We start from the raw sequence: 22,331 nt of genomic DNA, 5'->3' as shown, positions 1-22,331 counted from the left end.
GAGTCGCCGCGGGAATTGTTGGGATAACGCACCAATGGAGCGTTTCTTTAGAAGTTTGAAATCTGAGTGGATACCCGCCAATGGTTATGGGAATTTTACAGAAGCAGATAAAGAGATCACAAATTACATCACTGGATATTACAGTGAGACCAGACCCCATCAATATAATGGTGGGTTAACGCCAAATGAGTCAGAACGTTTATATTGGAATGACTCTAAAATCGTGGCCAATTTTACTTGACCACTACACTCCTTGTTTAATGCTTAACCAAAGCATATTCGGAGGTTAACTACCTCGCCATTAACGATGGATGTCCATTTAGTATTTTGGATGTCCATTTAGTATTTCCATTTAGTATTCTTTAGTATTCTCATGCACAAGTCAGAGGGTATGAACAAGCGGATATTGAACATTACAAAACGTTAGATACTTCTCAGCGTGGAGTCTACACAGAAGACGGTAAATTTAATGCTGGAGCAGGCAACCGTGCTCGCTCTTACGACCCCAGCAGATTGAGTGATCCTAATGATAAGAGGGCCAAAGCGTTTGATGAAAACTATAGAAATAGAATGTCAACACATTCATCTTCGAAGAAAAAATGCTAACTTGGTGGGGGCGTATGAAAAAGATTGATGTAGGTACTTGTTTTTACATTCCGCTTGAAAGCGGTGAGTTTGGTTTCGGATACATTGTTTATGATGATCGGTTTCTAATTGTGAATATATTTGATTTTAAATCAATAAGTTGTAAGGAAATTGCCTCTGCTTTTGATCGGCCACTTTTGATTGAAGGGTGGCTAATTGATGTGGTTGTTTTCGCTAAAATAAAAAATGCAATGTACCCAAAGTGGGAGTTACTACGTAAAGTTATATATGACAACCCTAAGTTCCCTGTAAACCCTATAGTAATATATGGGCTGCCAAGCAGGCTCAAATGCCTAAATTATGTAACTGGCGACACGTTTGACGCTGCGGATAATGATATAAATATTTATCCTAGATTTATCACGAGGCATAGTGACTATTACTCTGCTTTCGTGAGGTTAAAGTATTCTGGTGTTCAGTTTGATAATCTGCGGTTTGATGAAAAGCTTGATTGCTATATACCAGTTCTCAATGGTCTGTAATTTTTTACTATTAGCAGAGGTTGTATCAATACTACATAGTTAGACATGTTGGCTGTACAGATCTAGTTATCACCTTACACCGAAACAATTTAACGAGCCGCCCATTGTTAAATTTGTAAAGTGTCTGCTTGTGAAAAGGCATACAGATTACTGAAGAGTTGGTTGAATTAAGCATTGGCATGTAAGTGACCGTTGACGGCATGGATGCCGTCGTCGAGCCCTCATGGATGAGTTCATGGCGTGTCACTGGAATGACAGTGCTTAATCATCAGCGGTGTATTGGTTAAGTTTTTGAATGACTTAAACAAAAAGGCGCCTAAGCGCCTTTTCTACTATTCAGTTATGGGTAAACCACCCAAAACCTCAGATTTGATTACAACTCTCTATTACACAATCAGATCATACTCATCTTTGAGTATCTTGATGATATCTGCCTTTGGATTCGCTGGCAGCGGGATTGGAGCGCCAGTCACTTTCTCGGCAACGCCGGTGTAAGTGCGTGACACTTGCATCATGGCCTCAAGTGGGAGGTCATTGTCGCGGGCGAGGGCTTCACGCTCTGGCATTCTGTCTTTATTGAGCAGTACATCAGGATCGGGGAAATGATTTAGCAGGAATTGGCGGAAACCTTCTTTGGAGTTTTCCAAAATCTTGCCATCGCGGTAGGCGGCGCCGTCCCAAATACGTGATGAGTCTGGAGTACCGACTTCATCCATGTAAATCAGTTTTGAATGGCCATCTTTATCGGTCACATAACCGAACTCAAATTTAGTGTCGACAAACACTTGGTCAAGTTTTGCCAGCGCGGCTGAAATCACTTTAAAGCCATCCTTTAACAGCTTCTCGTACAGGTCGATATCTTCTAACTTTTCAAAGCCAAAGGCTTGGTAGTTGGCTTCGATATCGCTGCGGCTGATGTTCACGTCATCTTGGGCTGGCACGCCTGGGATGCCGGTTAAAATACCCTTAGTCGATGGGGTGATTAACAGCTCAGGGAGCTTTTGATCTTTCTCTAAGCCTTCTGGCAGTGTGATGCCACAGAATACGCGCTCGCCCTTAGAGTAAGCGCGCCACATTGAGCCTGTGATGTACTGGCGGCAAATGGCTTCGACTTTAATGGGGCGGGCTTTCTGGACTATCCATACGAACGGGTGCGGGATATCCAAAATATGGCTGTCGGCTAGGCCGTTTTCGGCGAACAGTTTAAACCAGTGGTTAGAAATCGCGTTTAATGCCGCGCCTTTACCGGGAATGCCTTTGAGGCCACCTTCACCGTGGAAGATACAGTCGAAGGCTGAGATACGGTCGCTGATCACCATGATGGCGAGCGGGGTATCTTCGGGGACGTTATAACCCTTGGTTTTGATTAAACGGCGGCTGTCGGCATCGGTTAGCCAGTAAACGCTGCGAACCTTGCCGCTGTGGACTGGGCTGTCGGTGCGGATTGGCAAATCGTTATTCACGGCTAATACGGAATCAGCAAGACTCATGACGAGTATTCCTTAGGATAGAGAGTGTAGGGATAAGGTTTTTATAAGTGTCGGTTTGCAGATGGACTATGGCGTTAGCAACAGCCAGATTCATTGCAACCGCTTTATTATTCGCACTTGGCTTAGGGCGTAAAGTGCTCAGCCAGTTTGCGGGATTTGATGTTAAATCTTGAACAGCAAAAGGGGTATTTTCGGGCGGTGTTTGAATTGTGTTGGGTGGAGATAATTCAAGGGAGGGAACAAACGCAGGGCAAGGTTGGCACCACAGTGAAAGTGGTCTGCGAAAGCGGGCTGGGCCCGTGCCATTTTGCTCGAAAATGCTAACCATTAATCCGAGAGAACCTTGTTCTAGACTGCCGCGAAAAAGTGGCGACATTCTACCTTTTTTGACAAAATTTGCCACGGCTATTTGCATCGCTCTTTGCACAGATCTTTACACTGCTCTGTTATAGTTCTGTGGCTTGAATCTAGCGGGCGTAAGGATTTGCAAGGGAATCACGCGCTAACACTCAGTGCTGAGCATCATGGAGGGCTGGTGTTCTGCGGACGAGCTAATGTTGAAGGGCTGTATTTTAGCGCGCTGATGTGCGAGCTTATGACGTAGCTGCAGCCGACAAGACCATCAAGCCAAATATCCAATGGAGGGAATATGAGCACAAGTCAGCATGTACATAATGATAATCAACGAGAGCTAGTATTAGAGCGGATTATCGATGCGCCGCCAGAAAAGCTGTTCCGCGCGTGGACCGAGCCAGAACTCCTCAAAATTTGGTTTACGCCAAGGCCGTGGACTGTGGCTAGCGCGAGCTTAGATGTGCGTGCCGGTGGTTCAAATGTGATCGTGATGCGCAGCCCTGAGGGACAGGATTTCCCGAATCGTGGCGTGTATCTCGAGGTGGTTGAGAATGAGCGCATCGTATTTACCGATGCCTTTACTGAGGCTTGGGTGCCGTCCGATAAAGCCTTTATGACGGCAACCATTACGTTTGAACCTATAGATGGTAAGACCAAGTACACTGCGCGGGTGCTGCATTGGAATAGCGAAGATAGGCAGAATAATGAGGATATGGGGTTTTATCAGGGGTGGTCTAAGGCGACCGATCAGCTTGAGGAACTCGTCGCGAGCATTTAGCCGGTGAGTCTCAAGCCTCGTATCAGAGAGTCAATAATAAGCAGTACCTAGCCCAATTGCCCTGCATATTTTATTGCTGGGGATTGGGCAGGATTAGAGGTGTTATGTCGTCACAGAAAGAAGTACCAGTGCTTAAACAATCGGTGCTTGCGCCATCGCAACTAGCGCAAAGCGCGGCTTTGCAAGGCAATAGTTTTTTATCAAAACAGTTCAATGGCTTGTCGGAATTAGCACAAGATCTACAGGGCATCGAGTTTGAGGATTGCTGCTTTCAAGATTGCCATTTTAGTGAGAGCACTTTCCGTAAATGCAAGTTTATCGATTGCCGCTTTGTGCGTTGCAACTTAAGTTTAGTGAAAGTGCCCCAGTGTCAGTTCAGCGGGGTGGAGTTTGAAGAATGTAAGTTAGTCGGTATCGATTGGACCCGCGCCGCGTGGTCGCGTTTATCCTTTGCCGCGCCTTTTTCCTTTAAGCAATGCATTCTAAACGACTGCTCATTTTTAGGCTTGTCCCTCGATGAAATTATCATCGAAGAGTGCAAGGCCCACGATGTGGATTTTCGCGAGGGCAGTTTCAACCAAGCCAATTTCACCTACACGGATTTTAGTCATAGTCTGTTTGGCCGAACTCAATTATTGGAGGCGGATTTCAGCGAGGCATCCAATTACGATATCGACATTTTTAACAATAAAATCAAAGGCGCTAAGTTTAGCCGCGACGAAGCGATTCGCCTGCTCAATTGCCTCGATATAGAGTTAATGGATTAATGCGATTGTAATCAGTTTGCGCCCGCTAGTGAGATGTTCTTATCCTGCTAGGGTTATCGTAATTGACTGTAATGTCAGTTTTCTTCTAAGCCGCCAGTGTCCAAACTGGCGGCTTTTTTCTGTCTTCTCCGTCGATGTAAAGCCTGTTCCCAATAAGCCTGTTGATCTTATTCACGTATTTCAAGGTCAGTCTTAGGTTTTAGTTGCGGTAGATCACACCGAGCTTCCCCATGTGGTTTACCACAATACCCACCTACCTCTTTCGGGATAACAATCTCTGTGGATGAGCAGTGTATTCAGCGTATGCCGTGTATTTTGAAGATATGGTGGCGCTGTTTTAACGCTTTATAACTAAAAAAGTAATCAAATCAGTGAGCAAACCTCTGCTCGATGGCGTCCAATGTGGCGACTGGCGGGTGGGATGAGCGTGATGGAGGTAACCATGATTGAGCTTAATAGGCGAACCTTTTTAAAGGGAGCAGGAGCGAGCAGCGCCACGTGTGCGTTGGCCAGTCTGCTGCCGGGCAGCTTAGCGGCATTAGAGAATAAGCAGCTAAAGGGCATGGGCAAAGACATTGCCAGTATTTGTGAAATGTGTTCGACTCGCTGCCCGATTTCGGCGCGGGTGATTGAGGGCAAAAACGTCTTCATTAGTGGCAACAAGGCCGCTAAATCCTTTGGCGGTAAAGTGTGTGCCCGTGGCGGCGCAGGCCATAGTTTATTGTACGATCCACAGCGTATCGTTAAACCGTTAAAGCGGGTCGGTGAGCGCGGCGAAGGCAAATGGGCTGAGATCAGTTGGGATGAGGCTTATAAATTAATCGCTGAAAACCTCAATAAAATCAAAAAAGAACATGGCCCAGAAGCCGTGGCATTCTCGTCAAAATCTGGCTCACAAGAAAAGCATTTATTTCACCTTGCGACCGCCTTTGGTAGTCCAAATACCTTTACCCACGCGTCGACTTGCCCTGGTGGTTATGAAATTGCCGCTAAAGCTATTTTTGGCACTAAGGTCAAACGTGATTTAAGTAACTCTAAATACATCATTAACTTCGGCCATAACCTGTACGAAGGCATCAATATGTCCGAAACCCGCGGCATGATGGCGGCGCAAATGGACAAAGGTGCCAAGCTGGTGGTGTTCGAGCCAAGATTCTCCGTCGTGGCCGATAAAGCTGATGAATGGTATGCCATTCGCCCCGGTACCGACGTAGCCGTCGCCTTGGCGTTATGCCATGTATTGATTGAAGATAATCTTTACGACAAGGCATTTGTCGCGCGCTATGTGGAAGGCTTCGAAGCCTTTGCCGCCGAAGTGAAAGCTTATACCCCTGAATGGGCTGAAACCATCTCCGATGTGCCTGCCAAAGACATTCGTCGTATCGCCCACGAATATGCCGCTAAAGCGCCCCATGCTGTGGTCGATTTTGGTCACAGAGCCACCTTTACCACCGAAGAGTTTGAGATGCGCCGCGCCCTTTACGCCGCTAACGTCTTGATTGGTAACATCGAGCGTAAGGGCGGGATTTATATCGGCCAGAAACCCGGTGATTACAACAAGCTTGCCGGTGAAGCGGTTGCGCCCGTATTGGCAAAACCTGGCGTGAAAGACATGCCAAAACCAGCAGCGAAACGTATCGATCAGGTGGAAGAACAGTACGCCATGATGTGGACATCGGGCGGCGTTTACCAAACCATTCTCGATGCCACATTAAGCGCTGTTCCTTACCAGTTACACGGCTGGGTGATGTCACGCACTAACCCAATGCAAACCATGACAGACAGAGCACGCGTTGTTGAAGCGATGAAAAAGCTCGACTTTATCGCCGTGTGTGATGTGTATATCAGCGAAACCGCCGCCTATGCGGACGTGATTTTACCTGAGTCGACTTATCTTGAACGTGATGAAGAAATTGCTGATAAGTCAGGTAAAAATCCGGCCTATTATGTGCGCCAACGGGTCGTTGAAACCTTAGGTGATACTAAGCCTTCTTGGCAGATCTTTAAGGATGTGGGTGTGGCTATGGGCCTTGGCGAGTTCTATCCATGGGAAAACATGGAAACCCTGCAAATGCTGCAGGTGAACCGCGACACTGACCTGCTGCGCCGTATCAAAGACGAAGGTTTTGTGAGCTTCGGTAAGCCAATTATGTTGTGCGAGCCTAAGATGGTTGCCGAGTTTATTAAGGCATACCCCAATGCGCGACCTGCCGATGAAGACGGCACTTACGCCAGTGCACTGACCTTTAAAACCCCTAGTGGCAAGATTGAACTCACTTCCGCGAAAGTCGAAGCCATGGCACCGGGCCGTGGGGTGATCAAGTTCCGCGAAGTGAATCTTAAAAAAGCAGATGAGCTGTACTTTATCCAAGGCAAAGTGGCGGTGCACACCAATGGCGCAACCCACAATGTGCCTATGCTCGCTAACCTGATGTCGGATAACGCTGTGTGGGTTCACCCTGTTACTGCGGGTAAGTTAGGGATCAGCAATGGCGACCCAATCCGCCTCACCAGCAGTGTTGGCACAGAAGAAGGCCATGCCTTAGTCACGCCGGGTATTCGCCAAGATACTGTGTTTGCTTACATGGGCTTTGGTTCTAAAAACAAAGAGTTGGTCAGAGCAACGGGCAAAGGTATCCATTGCGGTAACTTACTACCGCACGTTACTGCTCCTGTGTGTGGCATGACAGTGCACACCACGGGCGTCACGCTGGCAAAGCGCTAATCGGAGGCTTAAATGAATAAACGATATGTAATGGTGCACGACGAGAATAAGTGCATCGGCTGCCAAGCTTGTAACGTGGCGTGTCGCAGTGGAAATGGTGTACCCGAAGGCGTAACTCGTCTGCAAGTGCGTGTGGAAGGCCCCTTTGGTGAGATGCCTAATCTGCATTTCAAATATCACAGGGTATCTTGCCAGCAATGTGAAGATGCACCCTGCGTTAAGGTGTGCCCTACGGGTGCGGCCTATGTGGGTGAAGACGGCATTATCTCTATCCATACCGAGAAGTGTGTCGGCTGTATGTACTGTGTGGCAGCGTGCCCTTATAAAGTGCGCTTTATGAACCCAGAAACCAAGGCGGCGGATAAGTGTAACTTCTGTAAGGATACGCGTTTAGCACGGGGCGAAGAGCCAGCGTGTGTGACTGTGTGTCCAACCGATGCCTTAGTGTTTGGTGATGCCAATGATCCACGCAGTGAAGTGGCCATCATGCTCAACACTAAAATCACTTACCAAGATAAAACCCATTTGGGCACTAAACCTAGGGTATATCGCGTTCCTACCAAAAGAGGGGGGATTTGATTATGAACAATACTTGGGGCGACATGGCGCAATATGATCCTGTCACTTGGCACTGGGTCATCGCCGTTTACCTGTTTATGGCGGGGTTATCCGCGGGCAGTTTACTGATTGGCATTGGTTTGCGCTGGGCGAATAAGGAACTCAGCGCGGGAGCCGAAAGCAGCATTCTTAAGGCGGCAGCCATTATTGGGCCTGTAGCAATTAGCTTAGGTCTAGCTTGCTTAGTGTTTGACTTAACCAAACCATTCCACTTCTGGTTGATCTTAATTCACTATAACTTCCAGTCTGTGATGGCAATCGGGGTGCTGGCGCTGCTGGCGTATTCTCCCTTAGCTTTTGCGTACGCCATTATTGTGCTGCGGGATGACTTACCAAAATGGGGTTTGGGTTTCCTAACACCTATCGCTAAGTTACTTATGCCATTTCGAAAGCTGATTGAAGTATTGTTGTTTGTCCTCGCCATTGGCGTAGGGGCTTACACTGGCTTCTTAATTTCGGCGATGAATGCCTATCCTATGCTCAACACTGCGGTACTGCCTGCGCTGTTTTTAGTGTCAGGTCTATCGGCGGGCGCTGCGGCAAATGCGGTACTGGCGTTGCTGATGTTTAAGACTGACAGCCACGACAAAACTTTAGTGAAGATGCACGGTTTAGAATTGCCTGTGATGGCGATTGAAATTCTGTTCCTGTTCATGTTGTTCTGCGCCTTGTACTTCAAGGGCGGCGCGGCGGCTGCGGCCTTAGCATCGTTAACGTCTGGGTTATGGGCAAGCGTGTTCTGGATAGGCGTTGTCGGTATAGGTTTTGGTATTCCATTGCTGTTTATGCTGCTACCCGCCGCGACTCGCCACACTAAGGGCGCGATGATCATGGTGGCTTGTGCGAGCTTAACGGGCGTACTCGCCTTAAGACACTTTATTGTGTACGCAGGGCAAAGCTATTTAAGCTGAGTGTAAGCTGGCTTTACATATTGATAGATAAAGAAAAAGCACTGGCAATGTCAGTGCTTTTTTATTGTTTGAATCGTGAGAAGGTTTGCCAGTATAAGCAGGACGCTTATTGGGGTAATAACTCGATAACCGACTTCACCGTTAGCACTAAGGCGCTGATACTGCACAGGACTAACGTTGCCATCTTTGTCTTCTCTTTATCGACACGGCCCACTAATCGTCCTGCAACTAAGTAACCTAAAATCACTGAGGGGAGCAGCATCAACGACAGCCATAGATGTTTTAATTCTAATAAGCCAGTGATCGCTAAAATGATCAATGCAATCATGGAGCTAAAAATGAAGAAGGCCGACAGGGCTGCACGAAACTGCGAGGCATCTTTGCCTGCCAACAAAATCGCCATCGGCGGGCCACCAATCGCGGCGATATTGCCGAAGATCCCTGAAACCACGCCCGCACCGAAGAGGGTTTTCTTATTCACTGGCAGGCTGAATTTATACAGGCTGAGGATCACTGCGACAGTCACAATAGCGGCGATGGATAAACCGAGTATGGGTTGAGGCGCAAACAGTAATAAACTCGCGCCGATAAAACCACCGGGCACGCGGCCTATGAGCGCATATTGCAAGCCATTGAATTCTAAGTGACCGCGTTCACGCACTAAGGTCAGCAGGGCGATGGAGAAACCCATAGCAATAACAGGCGCAGGTACAAGTTGTGGATCGACGATATACAGCAAAGGACTGGCGACAACCGCAAGCCCAAACCCAATCAGACTTTGGGTTAAGGCGCCCAGAAACACGACCAGCGAGGCTAAGGCGAGTGTCTGTGGATCTATCATAGAAAACATAGGATTTCCTATATCCCAAACCAACTCAAGATGGTGAAATTTAAAGTTTGAAGTCGCTTGGGTATAAACAAAAAGGGATCGTTAACGATCCCTATTGATGAGCACTGTGATATGACTTTGAAAGCGACGAGTCGCTATTCCATGTCTTCCCACTCGATTCCCATTTGATCCATCAACAACTTGGCTTCTGCGGGAATGCTGTCTGGGTTATCTTTTGACAGATCTTCATCGTTGGGCAATGGCTGGCCAGTGTAGGCGTGCAAAAATGCCTCACACAACAGCTCGCTGTTGGTGGCGTGACGCAAATTATTGACCTGACGACGAGTACGTTCGTCCGTGAGGACCTTAAGCACTTTGAGCGGAATAGACACAGTAATTTTTTTTACTTGTTCATTCTTCTTGCCATGTTCAGCATAGGGGCTGATGTATTCCCCATTCCATTCAGTCATTGACTCACCTGTTATAACGCTAAATTCGGGGCAGATTTTAAACCCTTACAAAGAACAGTCAAATTATTGCTACTATTTCTTTGTGATTGCAAACAGATTTCTTTATGTTCAGACGTCTAAACGTCTTCACGCCTATTGACGATGGCGTTGGGCTTAGGTACATTTAGACGTCCAGACATCTCTATCAGTCTATCGAATTTAGGAGTCCACCCATGGCAGAGCGTCAATTAGCCACACTGGCAGTGCGTCAGGGTATCGAAAGCGATACTCAATATGGCGCAGTTGTGCCACCGATTTATTTGTCGACTAATTACGCCTTCGATGGTCATAAAAATCCCCGCGAATTCGATTACAGTCGTTCAGGCAACCCAACGCGCTGCATTTTAGGCGAAGCATTAGCGCAATTAGAAAAGGGCGCCACTGGCATAGTGACGTGCACTGGCATGGCGGCCATCACCTTAGTGACGACTTTGCTCGGCCCCGATGACCTATTAGTTGTGCCCCATGATTGCTATGGCGGTTCTTACCGTTTATTTACCAACTTGGCGAAGAAAGGCCAGTTTAAGCTCATTGTGGTCGACCAAACCGACAGCCAAGCGTTAGCCACCGCCATTGCCCAGAATCCTAAGATGGTGTGGCTCGAAACCCCATCGAACCCGTTATTGCGTGTGGTGGATATCGAAGCCATTGCTAAGGCGAGCCATGAGGTCGGCGCGCTGGTGGTGGTCGATAACACCTTTTTATCGCCGATATTGCAACAACCCCTATTGTTAGGCGCGGATATCGTTATCCATTCCACCACTAAATATATCAATGGTCACAGCGATGTTGTTGGCGGCGCTGTGGTCGCCAAAGACGTGCAAATCGGCGAAAGCTTACATTGGTGGTCGAACACTCTAGGCTTAACGGGGTCAGCCTTCGACAGTTATCTGACCCTGCGAGGCCTGCGTACCTTAGCGGTGCGTATTCGCGAGCATCAAACCAATGCCCAGCGTATTATTGAGGTATTAACGCAAAGCCCTGTGGTGAGCAAAGTTTATTACCCCGGTCTTGCGGATCACCCAGGTCACGCCATTGCGGCCAAGCAACAACAGGGCTTTGGCGCTATGCTGAGCTTTGAGCTCAAAGGCGGCGAGGCCGAAGTGGTGGCCTTTTTAGGTGCACTCAGCTTATTTAGCGTGGCGGAAAGTTTAGGTGGCGTCGAAAGTTTAGTGGCCGTGCCCGCCACTATGACCCACAGAGCCATGGAGCCGCAGGCGCGCTTCGAGGCTGGTATTAAGGACACCCTATTGCGTCTATCGGTGGGTATTGAAGATGCCGCCGATTTAGTTGCAGATATTCAAGCAGGATTAGCCGCCGTTGTGGCTTGTCAGTAGAGGAATAATAGATGGCACGTTGTCACTTACATAAATTTGGTGGCTCCAGTTTAGCGGATGCCGATTGTTATCGTCGAGTTGCCCATATCCTGTTAACCCACGGTCATAGTGATGATCTCGTGGTGGTCTCTGCGGCGGGTAAGAGCACGAATTTCCTGTATAAATTATTAGCGCTGCGTGATGCGGGTCAGCTATGGCAAGAAGAATTACAAGTGCTGATCAGTTACCAACAGGGGTTGATTGAGCAGTTGTTGTCGAATGAACAAGCCCGCGATCTGCGTGAGCGTTTGGCCACTGATAAAGCGCAACTCATCAGCTTGTTGTCCTTAGACGAGCGCAACGAATACCAAATCAACCATGTGGTGAGCTTTGGCGAACGTTGGTCGGCACGTTTAATGGCGGCGCTACTGCGCGAATCTGGCGTGGCGGCAAGCCATGTGGATGCCTGTTCAATTTTAGTGGCCGATGAAGCCGCTGTGCCACAAATTCGGGTACAAGAATCCCGCGCTAAAGTACAAGCCCTATTAGCCGCGCATCCCAATGAACGCTTAGTGATCACAGGTTTTATCTGCGCTAACGAGCGTGGCGATACCCTGTTACTTGGTCGTAATGGTTCCGATTTTAGCGCCAGCCTGATTGCGAGTCTCGCCGATATCGAGCGCGTGACCATTTGGACCGATGTGGAAGGGGTGTTCAACGCCGATCCTAATAAAATCAACGATGCCAAGTTACTGAAAAGCATGTCACTTGCCGAAGCCGATCGCCTAGCGCGTTTAGGCTCGCCAGTATTGCATTCGCGCACTTTGCAGCCGTTATTCAATACCGAAGTGAGCTTAGCTGTGCGTTCAAGTTATGCGTCCCACACTGACTTTACCTTGATCGCTCCCCACAGTTCGTCGGCGAGCGCGCCTGTGGTGACTAACCTCAATGCTGTTGTCCTGTTCGGCTTTAAACTCACGGGTGAGTTAACTCGTTTATTAGATTTATTGATTGCCGCGGGTTTAACGCCATTGGCCCATTGGACCTCTGCCCATCAAAGGGTTGAACTTGCCTATACCGCTGAGAATCAAAAACAAGTTCAAAGATTACTCGATGCCGAGGCAGAAGCATTAGGGATCAGCGAGCAGCAGATCAACACAGATTTTGGTTTAGTCGCATTAGTGAGTGCCGACGCCGAACATTATCGCCGCAGTTTCGCCCGTTTACTGAGCCGTGATGCTAAACCTTTGTTCAGTGGCGATTTAAGTTTAGTGACGTTAGTGCCCCAGTCACAGGTGAATCTGTTAACTCAAAAAGTTCACCGTCGCTGCGCTGGCCCGCGTAAACGCATTGGTGTCCTGTTGCTCGGTGTGGGTAATATCGGTGAGGCATGGATCGATCTGTTTAAGTCGGTTTCGCCATCACTGGACCATGAACTCGAAGCCAGTGTTGAGTTAGTTGGTTTGGTCAGTTCGAGTAAAGCCTTGATTAAATCCACCGGCATTAATCTTGCCGCGTGGCAAACAGAGTTTAATACTGAAGCAACGCCTTGGCAGTATGAACATTTATTCGAGCAATTAGAGCAAGTTAACTGCGATGAGCTGGTGGCCTTAGATATCAGTGCCAGCGCCAGTTTGACGCTGCAATATCCAGAACTGTTCGAGCGTGGCATCCATGTGGTGAGCGCGAATAAACTTGCGGGCTCGGGTCCACTGCCTTTCTATCGAGAGTTAAAGCAGCAACTGGGTAATCGTCGTTTGTTTTGGCGCTATAACGCCAGCTGTGGCGCAGGTTTACCCATCCAACATGCGCTAAATGATTTGCGTAACAGCGGTGATAGTGTTGAAGCGGTAGGCGGGATTTTCTCTGGCACCCTGTGTTGGTTATTTGAGAAATACGATACCAGCAAGCCATTTTCAGAATTAGTGATTGAAGCCAGAGGCTTAGGTATTACTGAACCCGATCCCCGCGACGATCTCTCCGGCCGAGATATGCAGCGTAAACTGCTTATTTTGGCCCGTGAGATTGGCCTTGAAATCGAGCTTGAAGATATTGAACTGCGCTCACTCGTACCAGCCGCTTTGGCGGATATTCCCTTAGATCAATTTCTCACCCGCATTGCCGAGTTAGATGCCGATCTGCTGCAACAATATGGTGCGGCGGCGGAGCAAAATAAGGTGCTCAGATATGTGGCATCCTTAGACAACAGCGGTCCAGAGCTCAAGGCCGAAGTGGGTTTGCAGTGGATTGACACCCATCACCCTTACGCCAACTTAACCCCTGGTGATAATGTGTTTGTGATCCGCAGTGTCTTCTACCAAGGTAATCCGCTGATCATCCGTGGACCGGGCGCAGGACGCGAAGTGACAGCGGCAGCGGTGCAGTCGGATCTGACCCAGATCTGTCGCGATCTGCTGCAGGAATAACGCGATATCAAGCCTCTTAAAGGACTCATTCGAGTCCTTTTTTATTGGCTAGAATAAATCTATCGAATTAACCGAGATTAAATGCGGTTTATGGGTATTTTTGGGCTTGACTTACATCTCAGTTTCTCTAGTATATGGACATATAGACGTCCAAACGTCCATTTGAACTAATTCATACTAGCAAAGAGTAGCGCCAAGGGCGGTTGAGGAAATACACATGGCTTTTCATCACGCACAACATTCACAATCGCTGAACCAGAGCTTGTCTGAGCTTAATGGCGATATTAATGTTTCTTTTGAGTTTTTCCCGCCATCGACCCCCGAAATGGAACAGATCCTGTGGAACTCTATCCGTCGTTTAGAGCCGCTGAATCCTAAGTTTGTGTCTGTGACTTACGGTGCTAACTCAGGTGTTCGCGACCGCACCCATGGCGTGATTGAACGTATCCAACAGGAAACCGACCTCGTTGCCGCGCCGCACTTAACCTTAGTGGATGCCAGCGATGAAGAGTTATTAGAACTGGCCAAACATTACTGGAAATCGGGCATTCGTGACATAGTGGCACTGCGTGGTGATTTACCTGCGGGCAGCCCAAAGCCAACCCGTTTTGCGGTCGATTTAGTGCGTTTACTGCGCTCTGTGGCTGACTTTGATATTTCCGTTGCGGCTTATCCAGAAGTGCATCCAGATGCGAGCAATGCACAGGCGGATTTGATCAACCTTAAGCGCAAGATTGATGCGGGTGCCAGCCGTGCTATTACCCAATTTTTCTTCGATGTGGAATCTTACCTGCGTTTTCGTGATCGCTGCGTTGCCGCCGGTATCGACGTTGAAATTGTGCCGGGCATTTTACCTGTGACTAACTTTACCCAGCTAAAACGTTTCGCGGGCATGACCAATGTGTCGTTACCGAATTGGTTACATAAGCAATTCGACGGCCTAGAAAACGATGCGGGTACACGCCAATTGGTGGGGGCAAACGTGGCCATCGACATGGTGAAAGTGCTGTCCCGCGAAGGTGTGAAGGATTTCCATTTTTACACCTTAAATCGCGCCGAATTGACCTACGCGATTTGCCACACTTTAGGCGTGCGTCCTAAATAAAACCTTATAAAATAAACTAATAAAAACGCCGCAGAGAATGCGGCGTTTTGTTTTGTTTAAATTCTAAATTGAGCTAATAAAGTTGTTAAACGGGCTGCGAGTTGGGCAAGTTCATCGCCAGCGCGTGCAGTTTGTACCGCACTATCTGTCGCATTAGTTGCAATATCATTGATGTTATTAACATTTTTATTAATCTCTGCCGAAACCGCACATTGCTCATTTGCAGCGCTGGCGATCTGGATATTCATCTGGCTAATGGTGGAAACCGCATGGGTAATGGCTTCGAGTGCTTCACCCGCTTGGTGAACTTGGGATACACAGCTTTGGGTGGTGCGGGTGCTGGTTTCCATCGCATTGACTGTAGACTTAGCTTTATGCTGAAGCGCTTCGATCATCTGCTGAATTTCTGTGGTAGATGCTTGAGTGCGGCTCGCCAGAGTGCGTACTTCATCGGCAACGACTGCAAACCCTCGACCTTGTTCTCCCGCCCTTGCGGCTTCAATTGCCGCATTGAGTGCGAGTAAATTAGTTTGGTCGGCAATATTACGGATAACCACAAGCACAGAATCGATTTCAGCGGTATTACGCTCTAATTCATTGATTTCACTCGCTGCTGTGGCTATTTCCTCGGCCAATATGGCGATAGTGGTTACCACTTTTTGTACAACCAATTTGCCTTGTTCGGTTGAGTCATTGGCATGATTGGCGGCATCGGCCGCATCGGTAGCGTTATGGGCAACTTCTTGAACCGTTGCGGCCATTTCATTCATTGCGGTGGCAACTTGCTCGGTTTCGAGGTGCTGACGACTCGCCATCTTCTGGGTTTCCCGCGTAATGCTCGACATTTCTTCAGCAGAGGTGGCGAGCAGGCTTGTTGAGTCGGCGACGTGGGAAACTGTGTTGTGAATTTTTTCTACAAAGCGGTTGAATGCCATCGATAATTCAGCAATTTCATCCTTACCTTTTACCGCGATTCTGCGGGTTAAATCGCCTTCACCTTCAGCGATATCATTCATGGCTTGGGTGGTTTCAGCGATAGGGCGAGTAATCCCTTTGGCAATAAACCAAGCAATGGCAGTTCCAATGACCAGAGCCACTAAACCGATAAGGATCAACTTAAGGCGAATATCCGCTATCGCTTGTTCTGAATGGGTTCTATCCATCGCAATATCGAGTACCCCAAATACGTTTCCTGAATAATCTTTTATGGCGTGGCGATACAGGGCGTAGGTTTTGTTATTTAAGGAAATAGTGCGTATGACTTCATGGCCTTGCATGACGTTATTGAGTTCATCTGCCGCTTGGGTATCAGGCGTGAATGTAGCGCCAAATAACTTGTACCCTGAACCATCTGGCAAGATGAGGGCAATTTCTGCTTGATAGGCTTGTTTAAAATTATCAAAAAAGGGTTGACCGAAGGACATGCCAAACTCAACTGAGCCCGTGTGTTGTCCGTTGTAAGTCATTGGAACTAAACCACGAATACCTAATCCTTCCACTCCATATTCCAAGCCATAAAGAGGGCGCTTTTGGCTATTTGTTTCGACTATGGTCTTGCGTATGCTGGTGAGATCATCGCCAAATTTTTCGGGACGATGCAAGCGTAGAAAAGAAGTGGCTGGTGGCCTATGAAATTGGAATTGCTGAACCGCAAAATCGCGCTTAAGTTGGGTAAATATAGGTAAGGTACGGGCGGTGAGTTCATCACGCTCGCCTGTTGCAAAGGTGCTTTGAACTTCTGGCGTGAGTGAGATGATGGTTGCCATTGCTTCGGCTAATTTGCCCGATGAGGCTATCTCGGCAACAGCGGTTTCATAGATCTTATGGAGTTCTCTTTGCTCGGATTCTGCAACTTGGCGACTGAATTCAGAGAGAACGAGCGGCATGATAAAGCTCATTACTGTTAACAGTAATAGACAGATCCCAATAACGATCCTCGTACTAATTTTTAGATTTATCAAAACAGCCTCCAATTCATGTGCAAATCAACTCAATTTATCCGTTTGATATTATAGAGATACAACTTGATAAGATTTGAGAGGGCGCGAACCTTTTTAAGTTATTTATTCCCTCTTACGCTCGTTTCGTGCCCTTGGACACAGATCTATTTTGGACCTAAACATTTACTTAGCCTGCTAACTAAGTATAATGCTTAGCACGCTAACTAAGTGGGTGGGCAAGATGCAAAAAGAATTAGAGCGACTAAAAGAGTTATCACTGGCAGAGCATTTAGGCCGTCTGCATCGACTGTGGCGTACCGTGGCCGATGTCGAGCTGGCACCTTTAGGATTAACTCATCCCCGTTGGACTGCCCTATGGAAACTGCTGCGTTTAGGCGACAGTGTTAGCCAAAAAGTGTTGGCCGATGCCTTAGAAATTGAATTGGCTTCGCTAATGCGCACCTTAGGGCAATTAGAAGAGCAAGGTTTAGTCCAGCGTCATTGTTGTGACAAAGATAAGCGGGCAAGGATTGTGAGCCTGACGCCAGCGGGATTAGATGTTTTAAAGCAAATGGAAGCGCGGATTATTCAAGTGCGCCGTGAGTTATTAGGCGGGATCAGTGCTGAAGAGTTGAGCGAATTTGAACGCATTATTAGCCTGATCAGCGACAACGCCAGCGCCAAATTAACCAAGGTTACAGACACCCTTTTGTGAGAAAGAAGATGACACCGGATCAACAGTTTGCCCGTTTAGTAAAATTTGCCATGTTTGGCTTTGTGATGGTTTTTGGCTATTTCATGCTGGCCGACACTATGATGCCATTGACGCCTCAAGCCATGGCGACCCGTGTAGTGACTAAAGTGACACCGCAGATCAGCGGTAAAATCCAGACCATAGCTGTAACCAATAACCAAGCCGTTGCCAAGGGCGATTTGTTGTTTCAAGTCGATCCCGCGCCTTATGAGTTAGCGGTATCGCAAGCTAAATTGGCCTTAGAGCAAGCCCGCCAAGACAATGCCGAGTTAGATGCCTCGCTGCTGGCCGCTAAGGCCGAGGTCAATGCCAATAAAACCACCTCACAACAAAAACGCAGCGAGGCTAAACGTCTCGATGCCCTGTATGCCACCCATGGTGTATCGCAGCAGCAAAAGGAGCTAGCTGATAGCGATGCCGCAGCTGCTGAAGCCAATTTGCTTGCCGCCAATGCGCGTTTAGAAAAACTCAAAGTGAGTCGCGGCAGTTATGGCGAAGAGAATCTTAAAGTGCGTCAGGCGCAAAACCATTTAGCCCAAGCCGAGCTTAATCTGTCTTACACCCAAATACGTGCCGATCAAGATGGGATAGTAACTAACCTGCAGTTAGAAGTCGGGAGTTTTGCGACCGTAGGACAACCTCTGTTAGCGTTGGTATCGGATAATATTGATATTATTGCTGATTTTCGCGAGAAGAGCCTGCGTGGCGTGAATACTTCTTCGGCCGCTTTGATTGCGTTCGATGGTGAACCTGGGCGTTTATATCGGGCGACGGTGAGCAGTGTCGATGCGGGCGTGAGTGCAGGGCAATTCGATGCCAATGGCCGTTTAGCCGCGCCACAGGAATCGGACCGTTGGGTACGTGATGCCCAAAGATTGAGATTACATCTAGTGTTAGATGGTATGGCAATGAACAGCTTACCAGCCGGTGCGCGCGCGACCGTGCAATTGCTGCCCGAGAATAGCCTTTTTAGCTTGCTCGCTAAGGTGCAGATTAAAGCAATCAGCCTGCTGCACTATATTTACTAGCCTATTTACTAGAATGTTTACTAGCGTATTTACCAGCATATTTATCGGCATATCCATCAGTACTTATCTGCGTTGACGAGCACGAGTGACTCGCGGTGGTTTGTATTTGCCGCGAGTGGCTTGAGTGAACGCTTCAAAGCAACATAAGTGTGAACGCAGCATAAGCCAGCTAAACATCCTCATTTAATGTATCGATAGAACAAGGCGACGAGCATGTTACTACGCCATAGCCCATTGACGGCCAACGATTTACGCCAGTGTTTACGGATTGCGACTGGCGCGACCTTAGGTTTTACCCTGTGTAAAATTTTTGGTTGGAGCAATGGAGTCTTCTTCACTGTGACACCTATGCTACTACTCGGATTAGTGCCAGTGATGAATGGCCATGCTATGCGCCAATTATTGGCTTCATCTGCCATGGCTGGGTTAGAGGTTGGGTTACTCGGCGGTTTCTTTGGCAGCCATCCCGGTATGATGACTCCCATCGTTTTCCTATTATTTTTATACCGCTTTGCGGCCATGTCCCGCGGCAGTTTGTTTCTCTTTGGTGCCAACGGTGTGCTGAGTCTCAGTATCATGCTGCACTTTGCTAGCTATCCAGGCGTTGACTTAAACGACTTAGTTTTCAGTAACTTTTGGGCGACAGCACTTTCAGTTGTTATCGCCTACGCTATGACGGTACTCTGGCCCGATGTTGAACCAAGAGCGGCTTACAAACCTGGGCCTAAGGCGCCGCATCGAATGCGCCACGAAACCTTGCTCGGCGCGACCATAGCGACGGCATCGTTTCTGGTGTTCCAAATATTTGATCTGCGGGATTCGATGTCGGCTCAAGCGACCACTCTTCTGCTATTGTTTCCCATGCATTGGAATGGTGCACTCGACTATGCCCGTAAGCGCGCTATAGGCACCCTGTTGGGTGTGTCGTTTGGGATACTCGTGCAGTTGCTGCTCTATGATTGGTCTGGGTTATTGATGTTAGTTGTCCCCTTGTTGTGGATTGGACTGATGATTTTTAGCCAAGCCCATGTGCGCGAGGGGAATGGCTCTGGCGTGGGTTTTGGTGCTATGACCACGTTAGGGATTTTGTTTGGGCAGTATTTGACCCCAGGTAACGACTTAATCTTCAGTGCCTTATACCGAGTGAGCAGTATTTTAATCGCTATCGTTGGCACGTTACTTTTATGCTATTTGATACATAAGTTATTGAATCGTTTCGAATCGACGCGATTTGGTTATTGAGCAGGCCATTAAGTCTTGAAGGCTTGCAGCTTAACCTTGTACAGAGTAAGGTAAATTTATCCCGTTTGAATTGAACAATAAGTGACTCTTAATGAATGTTAAGGCTCATTTATTGGCTGTTTTAAAAATGAGCGGCGGATTTTAAAATGGGTTTAGTGTGTGAGCACAAACATAAATAACAATAACCCCTATGCTTTAGAGCTTAATTCTCTTCAAGGATAGAACATGAAGATTAAAACATTAGTCATAGGCTTAACGCTATGTAGCGGCTATGCCGCTGCCGCCGAGCCTTCTGACAAACAATCGATGAACGTTATTCCACAAGCTGCACAGTTATGTGTGTCTTGCCATGGGGCAGCGGGTGAGGGTATTGAACCACTCGGCCCTCGATTAGCGGGATTATCTAAAGAATATATCTCGACACAATTGCAGCATTTCCAAGCGGGCGTTCGCCAAAATGCGACCATGATGCCGATGGCAATGACGCTCCAAGGTGACGGTATTGAGCAAGTGTCGAGCTATTTTTCTGCAAAGCCTGCCAATGACGTCAAGCCTGTTCTCCGCGGTGAACAAGTTGTTTTTAATGACGATACCGCCCGTTTAGCCTATCAAGGTGATTGGTCCCGTGGTTTACTAGCCTGCGTGACCTGCCATGGTCCTTCTGCATTAGGTGGCGGCTTATTTCCTCGCTTAGCAGGTCAACAGGCGAGTTATATCAAAACGCAATTATTGGCATGGCAGTCGGGCACACGTAAAGGTGACGTCGATGGCATGATGGGGAGCGTCGCGAATAAGCTCACCGTTGCTGAGATTGATGCCTTAGCGAACTACTTTGCGAATTTAAAATAAGGAGCCGGCCATGAAATATTCCGCAATGTTATTACTGGCCGCGATGGGGTCGTTAACCGTTCAGGCGCAAGCTGAAACTGAGCCAGTACAAGAACGGCCAGATAAGCAAGCTCCGCTGCCTTCTTTCCCTAAGGTAGCAGATCAAACCTATCTTACCCCTAGACCTTTGAGTGCGATTCCCGAAGGCGCCTTTGGTGACAAAGTGCGTTTAGGTTATCAACTGTTTGTGAATACCCAACAGCTGCGTGATAAGTATGTAGGTAATGAGCTTAACTGTACCAATTGCCATATGGATGCAGGCCGTAAAGCCAATGCATCACCCCTTTGGGGCGCGTATTTTGCTTATCCGGCGTATCGTAAAAAAGACAATAAAGTCAGTAGCTTTGAAGAACGCATCCAAGGCTGTTTTAACTATTCGATGAATGGTAAAGCCCCTGCATCAGGTAGCCCTGAGTTAGTGGCGCTTTCTGCCTACGCCTATTGGTTAGGCATGGGCGGCTTGATGGATGAGGCTAATATCAGTGGCCCTGTTCCTGAGATCAGTGATGCTGAGTTAGTCAAAGGTGCTAAGCGGGATGACTTCCCACTACCAGAGGCATTAGCTAAGGCGATGACAGTTGAGCAACGTGCTAACTTGCCGGGTCGAGCTTATCCTGAGATCCCAAAACCCGAACAAGCCTATTCACCTGAACGAGGTAAAGCCGTGTATGTCGCCCATTGCCAAACTTGTCATGGTGTTGATGGGCAAGGTCAAGCCATTGCGGGTGTGTATGCACTGCCGCCGCTGTGGGGATCTCAAAGTTATAACTGGGGAGCGGGAATGCACAGGGTCAATACTGCCGCATTTTTCATTTATGAAAATATGCCCTTTGGTAAGAGCATGCAGCTGACGAACCAACAGGCTTGGGATGTTGCCGCTTACATCAACTCCCACGAGCGTCCGCAGGACCCACGTAGCAAAGGTGATGTAAAGCAAGCGCAGGATAAATACCATAATGACAGCGATTACTATGGTCTCACTGTTGATGGCAAAGTGTTAGGCACTGAGTCCTATCCGATTTTTCCTAAGAAGTCATAGTTGAGCCGCTGAGATTAAGTGCTCGTGTGATGTTATAAAGCGAGTGAATAAGTTAGACAGAAAAGCCAGCAAGCATTTAGCTTTGCTGGCTTTTTTATTGGTCAAATATGTGTTGGTCAATTCTACTGAGCGCTCTGTGATTTCAGGGTATTAATACTTAGTGGTTTAGCCCGCTAGTATCGGCTTGTCATGGTATTCGCTCACCGACACGCAGCCAGTCCATCCGTGGATGCTCGACCGCCACGTCCGTGGGGCGGACGGTCGCCTCGCAAATCACCATGACTCACCTTTCGGACATCAGTGTTAACTGTCGCTTTAAAAGCATACGGAGATTTTCGCTATAAGTAGCTTATTCACTATCTCGAATGTGCAAAACGTATTGAGGGAGTCGAACCCTCTCTACGTTTTCTAAGAAGCTGATTTACGTTGGTTTTTGGTCAAAGGAAACAGAGTATTGTTACACCTTACTGTATTTCTTTAGTAAG

Annotated in this window: 20 protein-coding genes; 15 read left to right on the top strand and 5 right to left on the bottom strand. The window is 47.9% G+C overall.

Annotation, left to right across the window (positions count from 1 at the left end):
• Nucleotides 1-241: integrase core domain-containing protein (locus tag L5M17_RS17765; RefSeq protein WP_263148716.1), on the top strand; the 241-nt coding region annotated here is incomplete at its 5' end.
• A gap of 379 nt (nt 242-620) precedes the next feature.
• Nucleotides 621-1,127 carry an Imm26 family immunity protein gene (locus tag L5M17_RS17760; RefSeq protein WP_181800855.1) on the top strand — a complete coding sequence of 169 codons (507 nt, stop codon included), beginning with the start codon at nt 621-623 and terminating at the stop codon, nt 1,125-1,127.
• A 386-nt stretch (nt 1,128-1,513) separates the two neighbouring features.
• On the opposite strand, the gene L5M17_RS17755 is transcribed toward L5M17_RS17760, so the two are convergent.
• Together L5M17_RS17755 and L5M17_RS17750 are read right to left on the bottom strand one after the other, a co-directional pair.
• Nucleotides 1,514-2,617 (bottom strand): phosphoribosylaminoimidazolesuccinocarboxamide synthase, encoded by a 1,104-nt coding sequence (locus L5M17_RS17755; protein WP_263148715.1) that lies wholly within the window; start codon nt 2,615-2,617, stop codon nt 1,514-1,516.
• Complete coding sequence (locus tag L5M17_RS17750) at nt 2,604-3,032, bottom strand: hypothetical protein (RefSeq protein ID WP_317629599.1); 429 nt, start codon at nt 3,030-3,032, stop codon at nt 2,604-2,606. The genes L5M17_RS17755 and L5M17_RS17750 overlap by 14 nt, the downstream gene beginning before the upstream one ends.
• 234 nt (nt 3,033-3,266) lie before the next feature.
• On the opposite strand from L5M17_RS17750, the gene L5M17_RS17745 reads away from it, so the two are divergent.
• From L5M17_RS17745 to nrfD, 5 genes are all read left to right on the top strand, one after another.
• Nucleotides 3,267-3,749, top strand: coding sequence for an SRPBCC family protein (locus tag L5M17_RS17745; RefSeq protein WP_263148713.1), 483 nt, complete (start codon nt 3,267-3,269; stop codon nt 3,747-3,749).
• Nucleotides 3,750-3,853: 104 nt separating this feature from the next.
• Nucleotides 3,854-4,516: a pentapeptide repeat-containing protein gene (locus tag L5M17_RS17740; protein ID WP_168825635.1), complete on the top strand. Its 663-nt coding sequence runs from the start codon at nt 3,854-3,856 to the stop codon at nt 4,514-4,516.
• Nucleotides 4,517-4,958: 442 nt separating this feature from the next.
• A complete protein-coding gene (gene phsA, locus L5M17_RS17735; protein ID WP_168825633.1) occupies nt 4,959-7,241 on the top strand; it encodes a thiosulfate reductase PhsA in 2,283 nt (760 codons plus the stop codon).
• Nucleotides 7,242-7,253: 12 nt separating this feature from the next.
• Nucleotides 7,254-7,820: a 4Fe-4S dicluster domain-containing protein gene (locus tag L5M17_RS17730; protein ID WP_263148712.1), complete on the top strand. Its 567-nt coding sequence runs from the start codon at nt 7,254-7,256 to the stop codon at nt 7,818-7,820.
• 2 nt (nt 7,821-7,822) lie between these two features.
• The gene (gene nrfD, locus L5M17_RS17725; RefSeq protein ID WP_105251317.1) at nt 7,823-8,770 is read left to right on the top strand and encodes an NrfD/PsrC family molybdoenzyme membrane anchor subunit; all 948 of its coding nucleotides are present in this window, start codon (nt 7,823-7,825) and stop codon (nt 8,768-8,770) included.
• A 106-nt stretch (nt 8,771-8,876) separates the two neighbouring features.
• Here the strand turns inward: nrfD and L5M17_RS17720 are convergent, their stop codons facing one another.
• Both L5M17_RS17720 and metJ read right to left on the bottom strand, forming a co-directional pair.
• Nucleotides 8,877-9,620 carry a sulfite exporter TauE/SafE family protein gene (locus tag L5M17_RS17720; protein WP_131524361.1) on the bottom strand — a complete coding sequence of 248 codons (744 nt, stop codon included), beginning with the start codon at nt 9,618-9,620 and terminating at the stop codon, nt 8,877-8,879.
• Between the two features lie 134 nt (nt 9,621-9,754).
• Nucleotides 9,755-10,069, bottom strand: a complete 315-nt coding sequence (gene metJ, locus L5M17_RS17715) for a met regulon transcriptional regulator MetJ (RefSeq protein ID WP_105251319.1) — start codon at nt 10,067-10,069, stop codon at nt 9,755-9,757.
• Nucleotides 10,070-10,281: 212 nt separating this feature from the next.
• Between metJ and metB the strand changes: the two genes are divergently transcribed.
• The 3 genes from metB (at nt 10,282) to metF (ending at nt 14,955) form a co-directional block, all read left to right on the top strand.
• Entirely contained in the window at nt 10,282-11,445 is a 1,164-nt protein-coding gene (gene metB / locus L5M17_RS17710; protein ID WP_263148711.1) for a cystathionine gamma-synthase, read from the top strand.
• 11 nt (nt 11,446-11,456) lie between these two features.
• Nucleotides 11,457-13,850 carry a bifunctional aspartate kinase/homoserine dehydrogenase II gene (locus tag L5M17_RS17705; protein WP_105251321.1) on the top strand — a complete coding sequence of 798 codons (2,394 nt, stop codon included), beginning with the start codon at nt 11,457-11,459 and terminating at the stop codon, nt 13,848-13,850.
• A gap of 217 nt (nt 13,851-14,067) precedes the next feature.
• Nucleotides 14,068-14,955, top strand: a complete 888-nt coding sequence (gene metF, locus L5M17_RS17700) for a methylenetetrahydrofolate reductase (protein WP_012088154.1) — start codon at nt 14,068-14,070, stop codon at nt 14,953-14,955.
• 56 nt (nt 14,956-15,011) lie between these two features.
• On the opposite strand, the gene L5M17_RS17695 is transcribed toward metF, so the two are convergent.
• Nucleotides 15,012-16,913 carry a methyl-accepting chemotaxis protein gene (locus L5M17_RS17695; protein WP_263148717.1) on the bottom strand — a complete coding sequence of 634 codons (1,902 nt, stop codon included), beginning with the start codon at nt 16,911-16,913 and terminating at the stop codon, nt 15,012-15,014.
• Between the two features lie 223 nt (nt 16,914-17,136).
• On the opposite strand from L5M17_RS17695, the gene slyA reads away from it, so the two are divergent.
• The 5 genes from slyA (at nt 17,137) to L5M17_RS17670 (ending at nt 21,846) form a co-directional block, all read left to right on the top strand.
• Nucleotides 17,137-17,610, top strand: coding sequence for a transcriptional regulator SlyA (gene slyA, locus L5M17_RS17690; protein WP_263148710.1), 474 nt, complete (start codon nt 17,137-17,139; stop codon nt 17,608-17,610).
• A gap of 8 nt (nt 17,611-17,618) precedes the next feature.
• Nucleotides 17,619-18,677, top strand: a complete 1,059-nt coding sequence (locus tag L5M17_RS17685; RefSeq protein ID WP_263148709.1) for an HlyD family secretion protein — start codon at nt 17,619-17,621, stop codon at nt 18,675-18,677.
• 213 nt (nt 18,678-18,890) lie between these two features.
• Nucleotides 18,891-19,919, top strand: a complete 1,029-nt coding sequence (locus L5M17_RS17680; RefSeq protein WP_263148708.1) for a DUF2955 domain-containing protein — start codon at nt 18,891-18,893, stop codon at nt 19,917-19,919.
• Between the two features lie 225 nt (nt 19,920-20,144).
• Nucleotides 20,145-20,768 (top strand): c-type cytochrome, encoded by a 624-nt coding sequence (locus L5M17_RS17675; RefSeq protein WP_263148707.1) that lies wholly within the window; start codon nt 20,145-20,147, stop codon nt 20,766-20,768.
• A 10-nt stretch (nt 20,769-20,778) separates the two neighbouring features.
• On the top strand, nt 20,779-21,846 hold the full coding sequence (locus L5M17_RS17670) for a c-type cytochrome (protein ID WP_173247087.1): 1,068 nt from the start codon (nt 20,779-20,781) through the stop codon (nt 21,844-21,846).
• Nucleotides 21,847-22,331 lie beyond the last annotated feature (485 nt).

The organism is Shewanella sp. SW24 (assembly GCF_025653395.1).
Taxonomy (GTDB): domain Bacteria; phylum Pseudomonadota; class Gammaproteobacteria; order Enterobacterales; family Shewanellaceae; genus Shewanella; species Shewanella oncorhynchi.
Note: the sequence above shows the minus strand (reverse complement) of the source record. Positions and strands in the feature narration are given on the sequence as shown.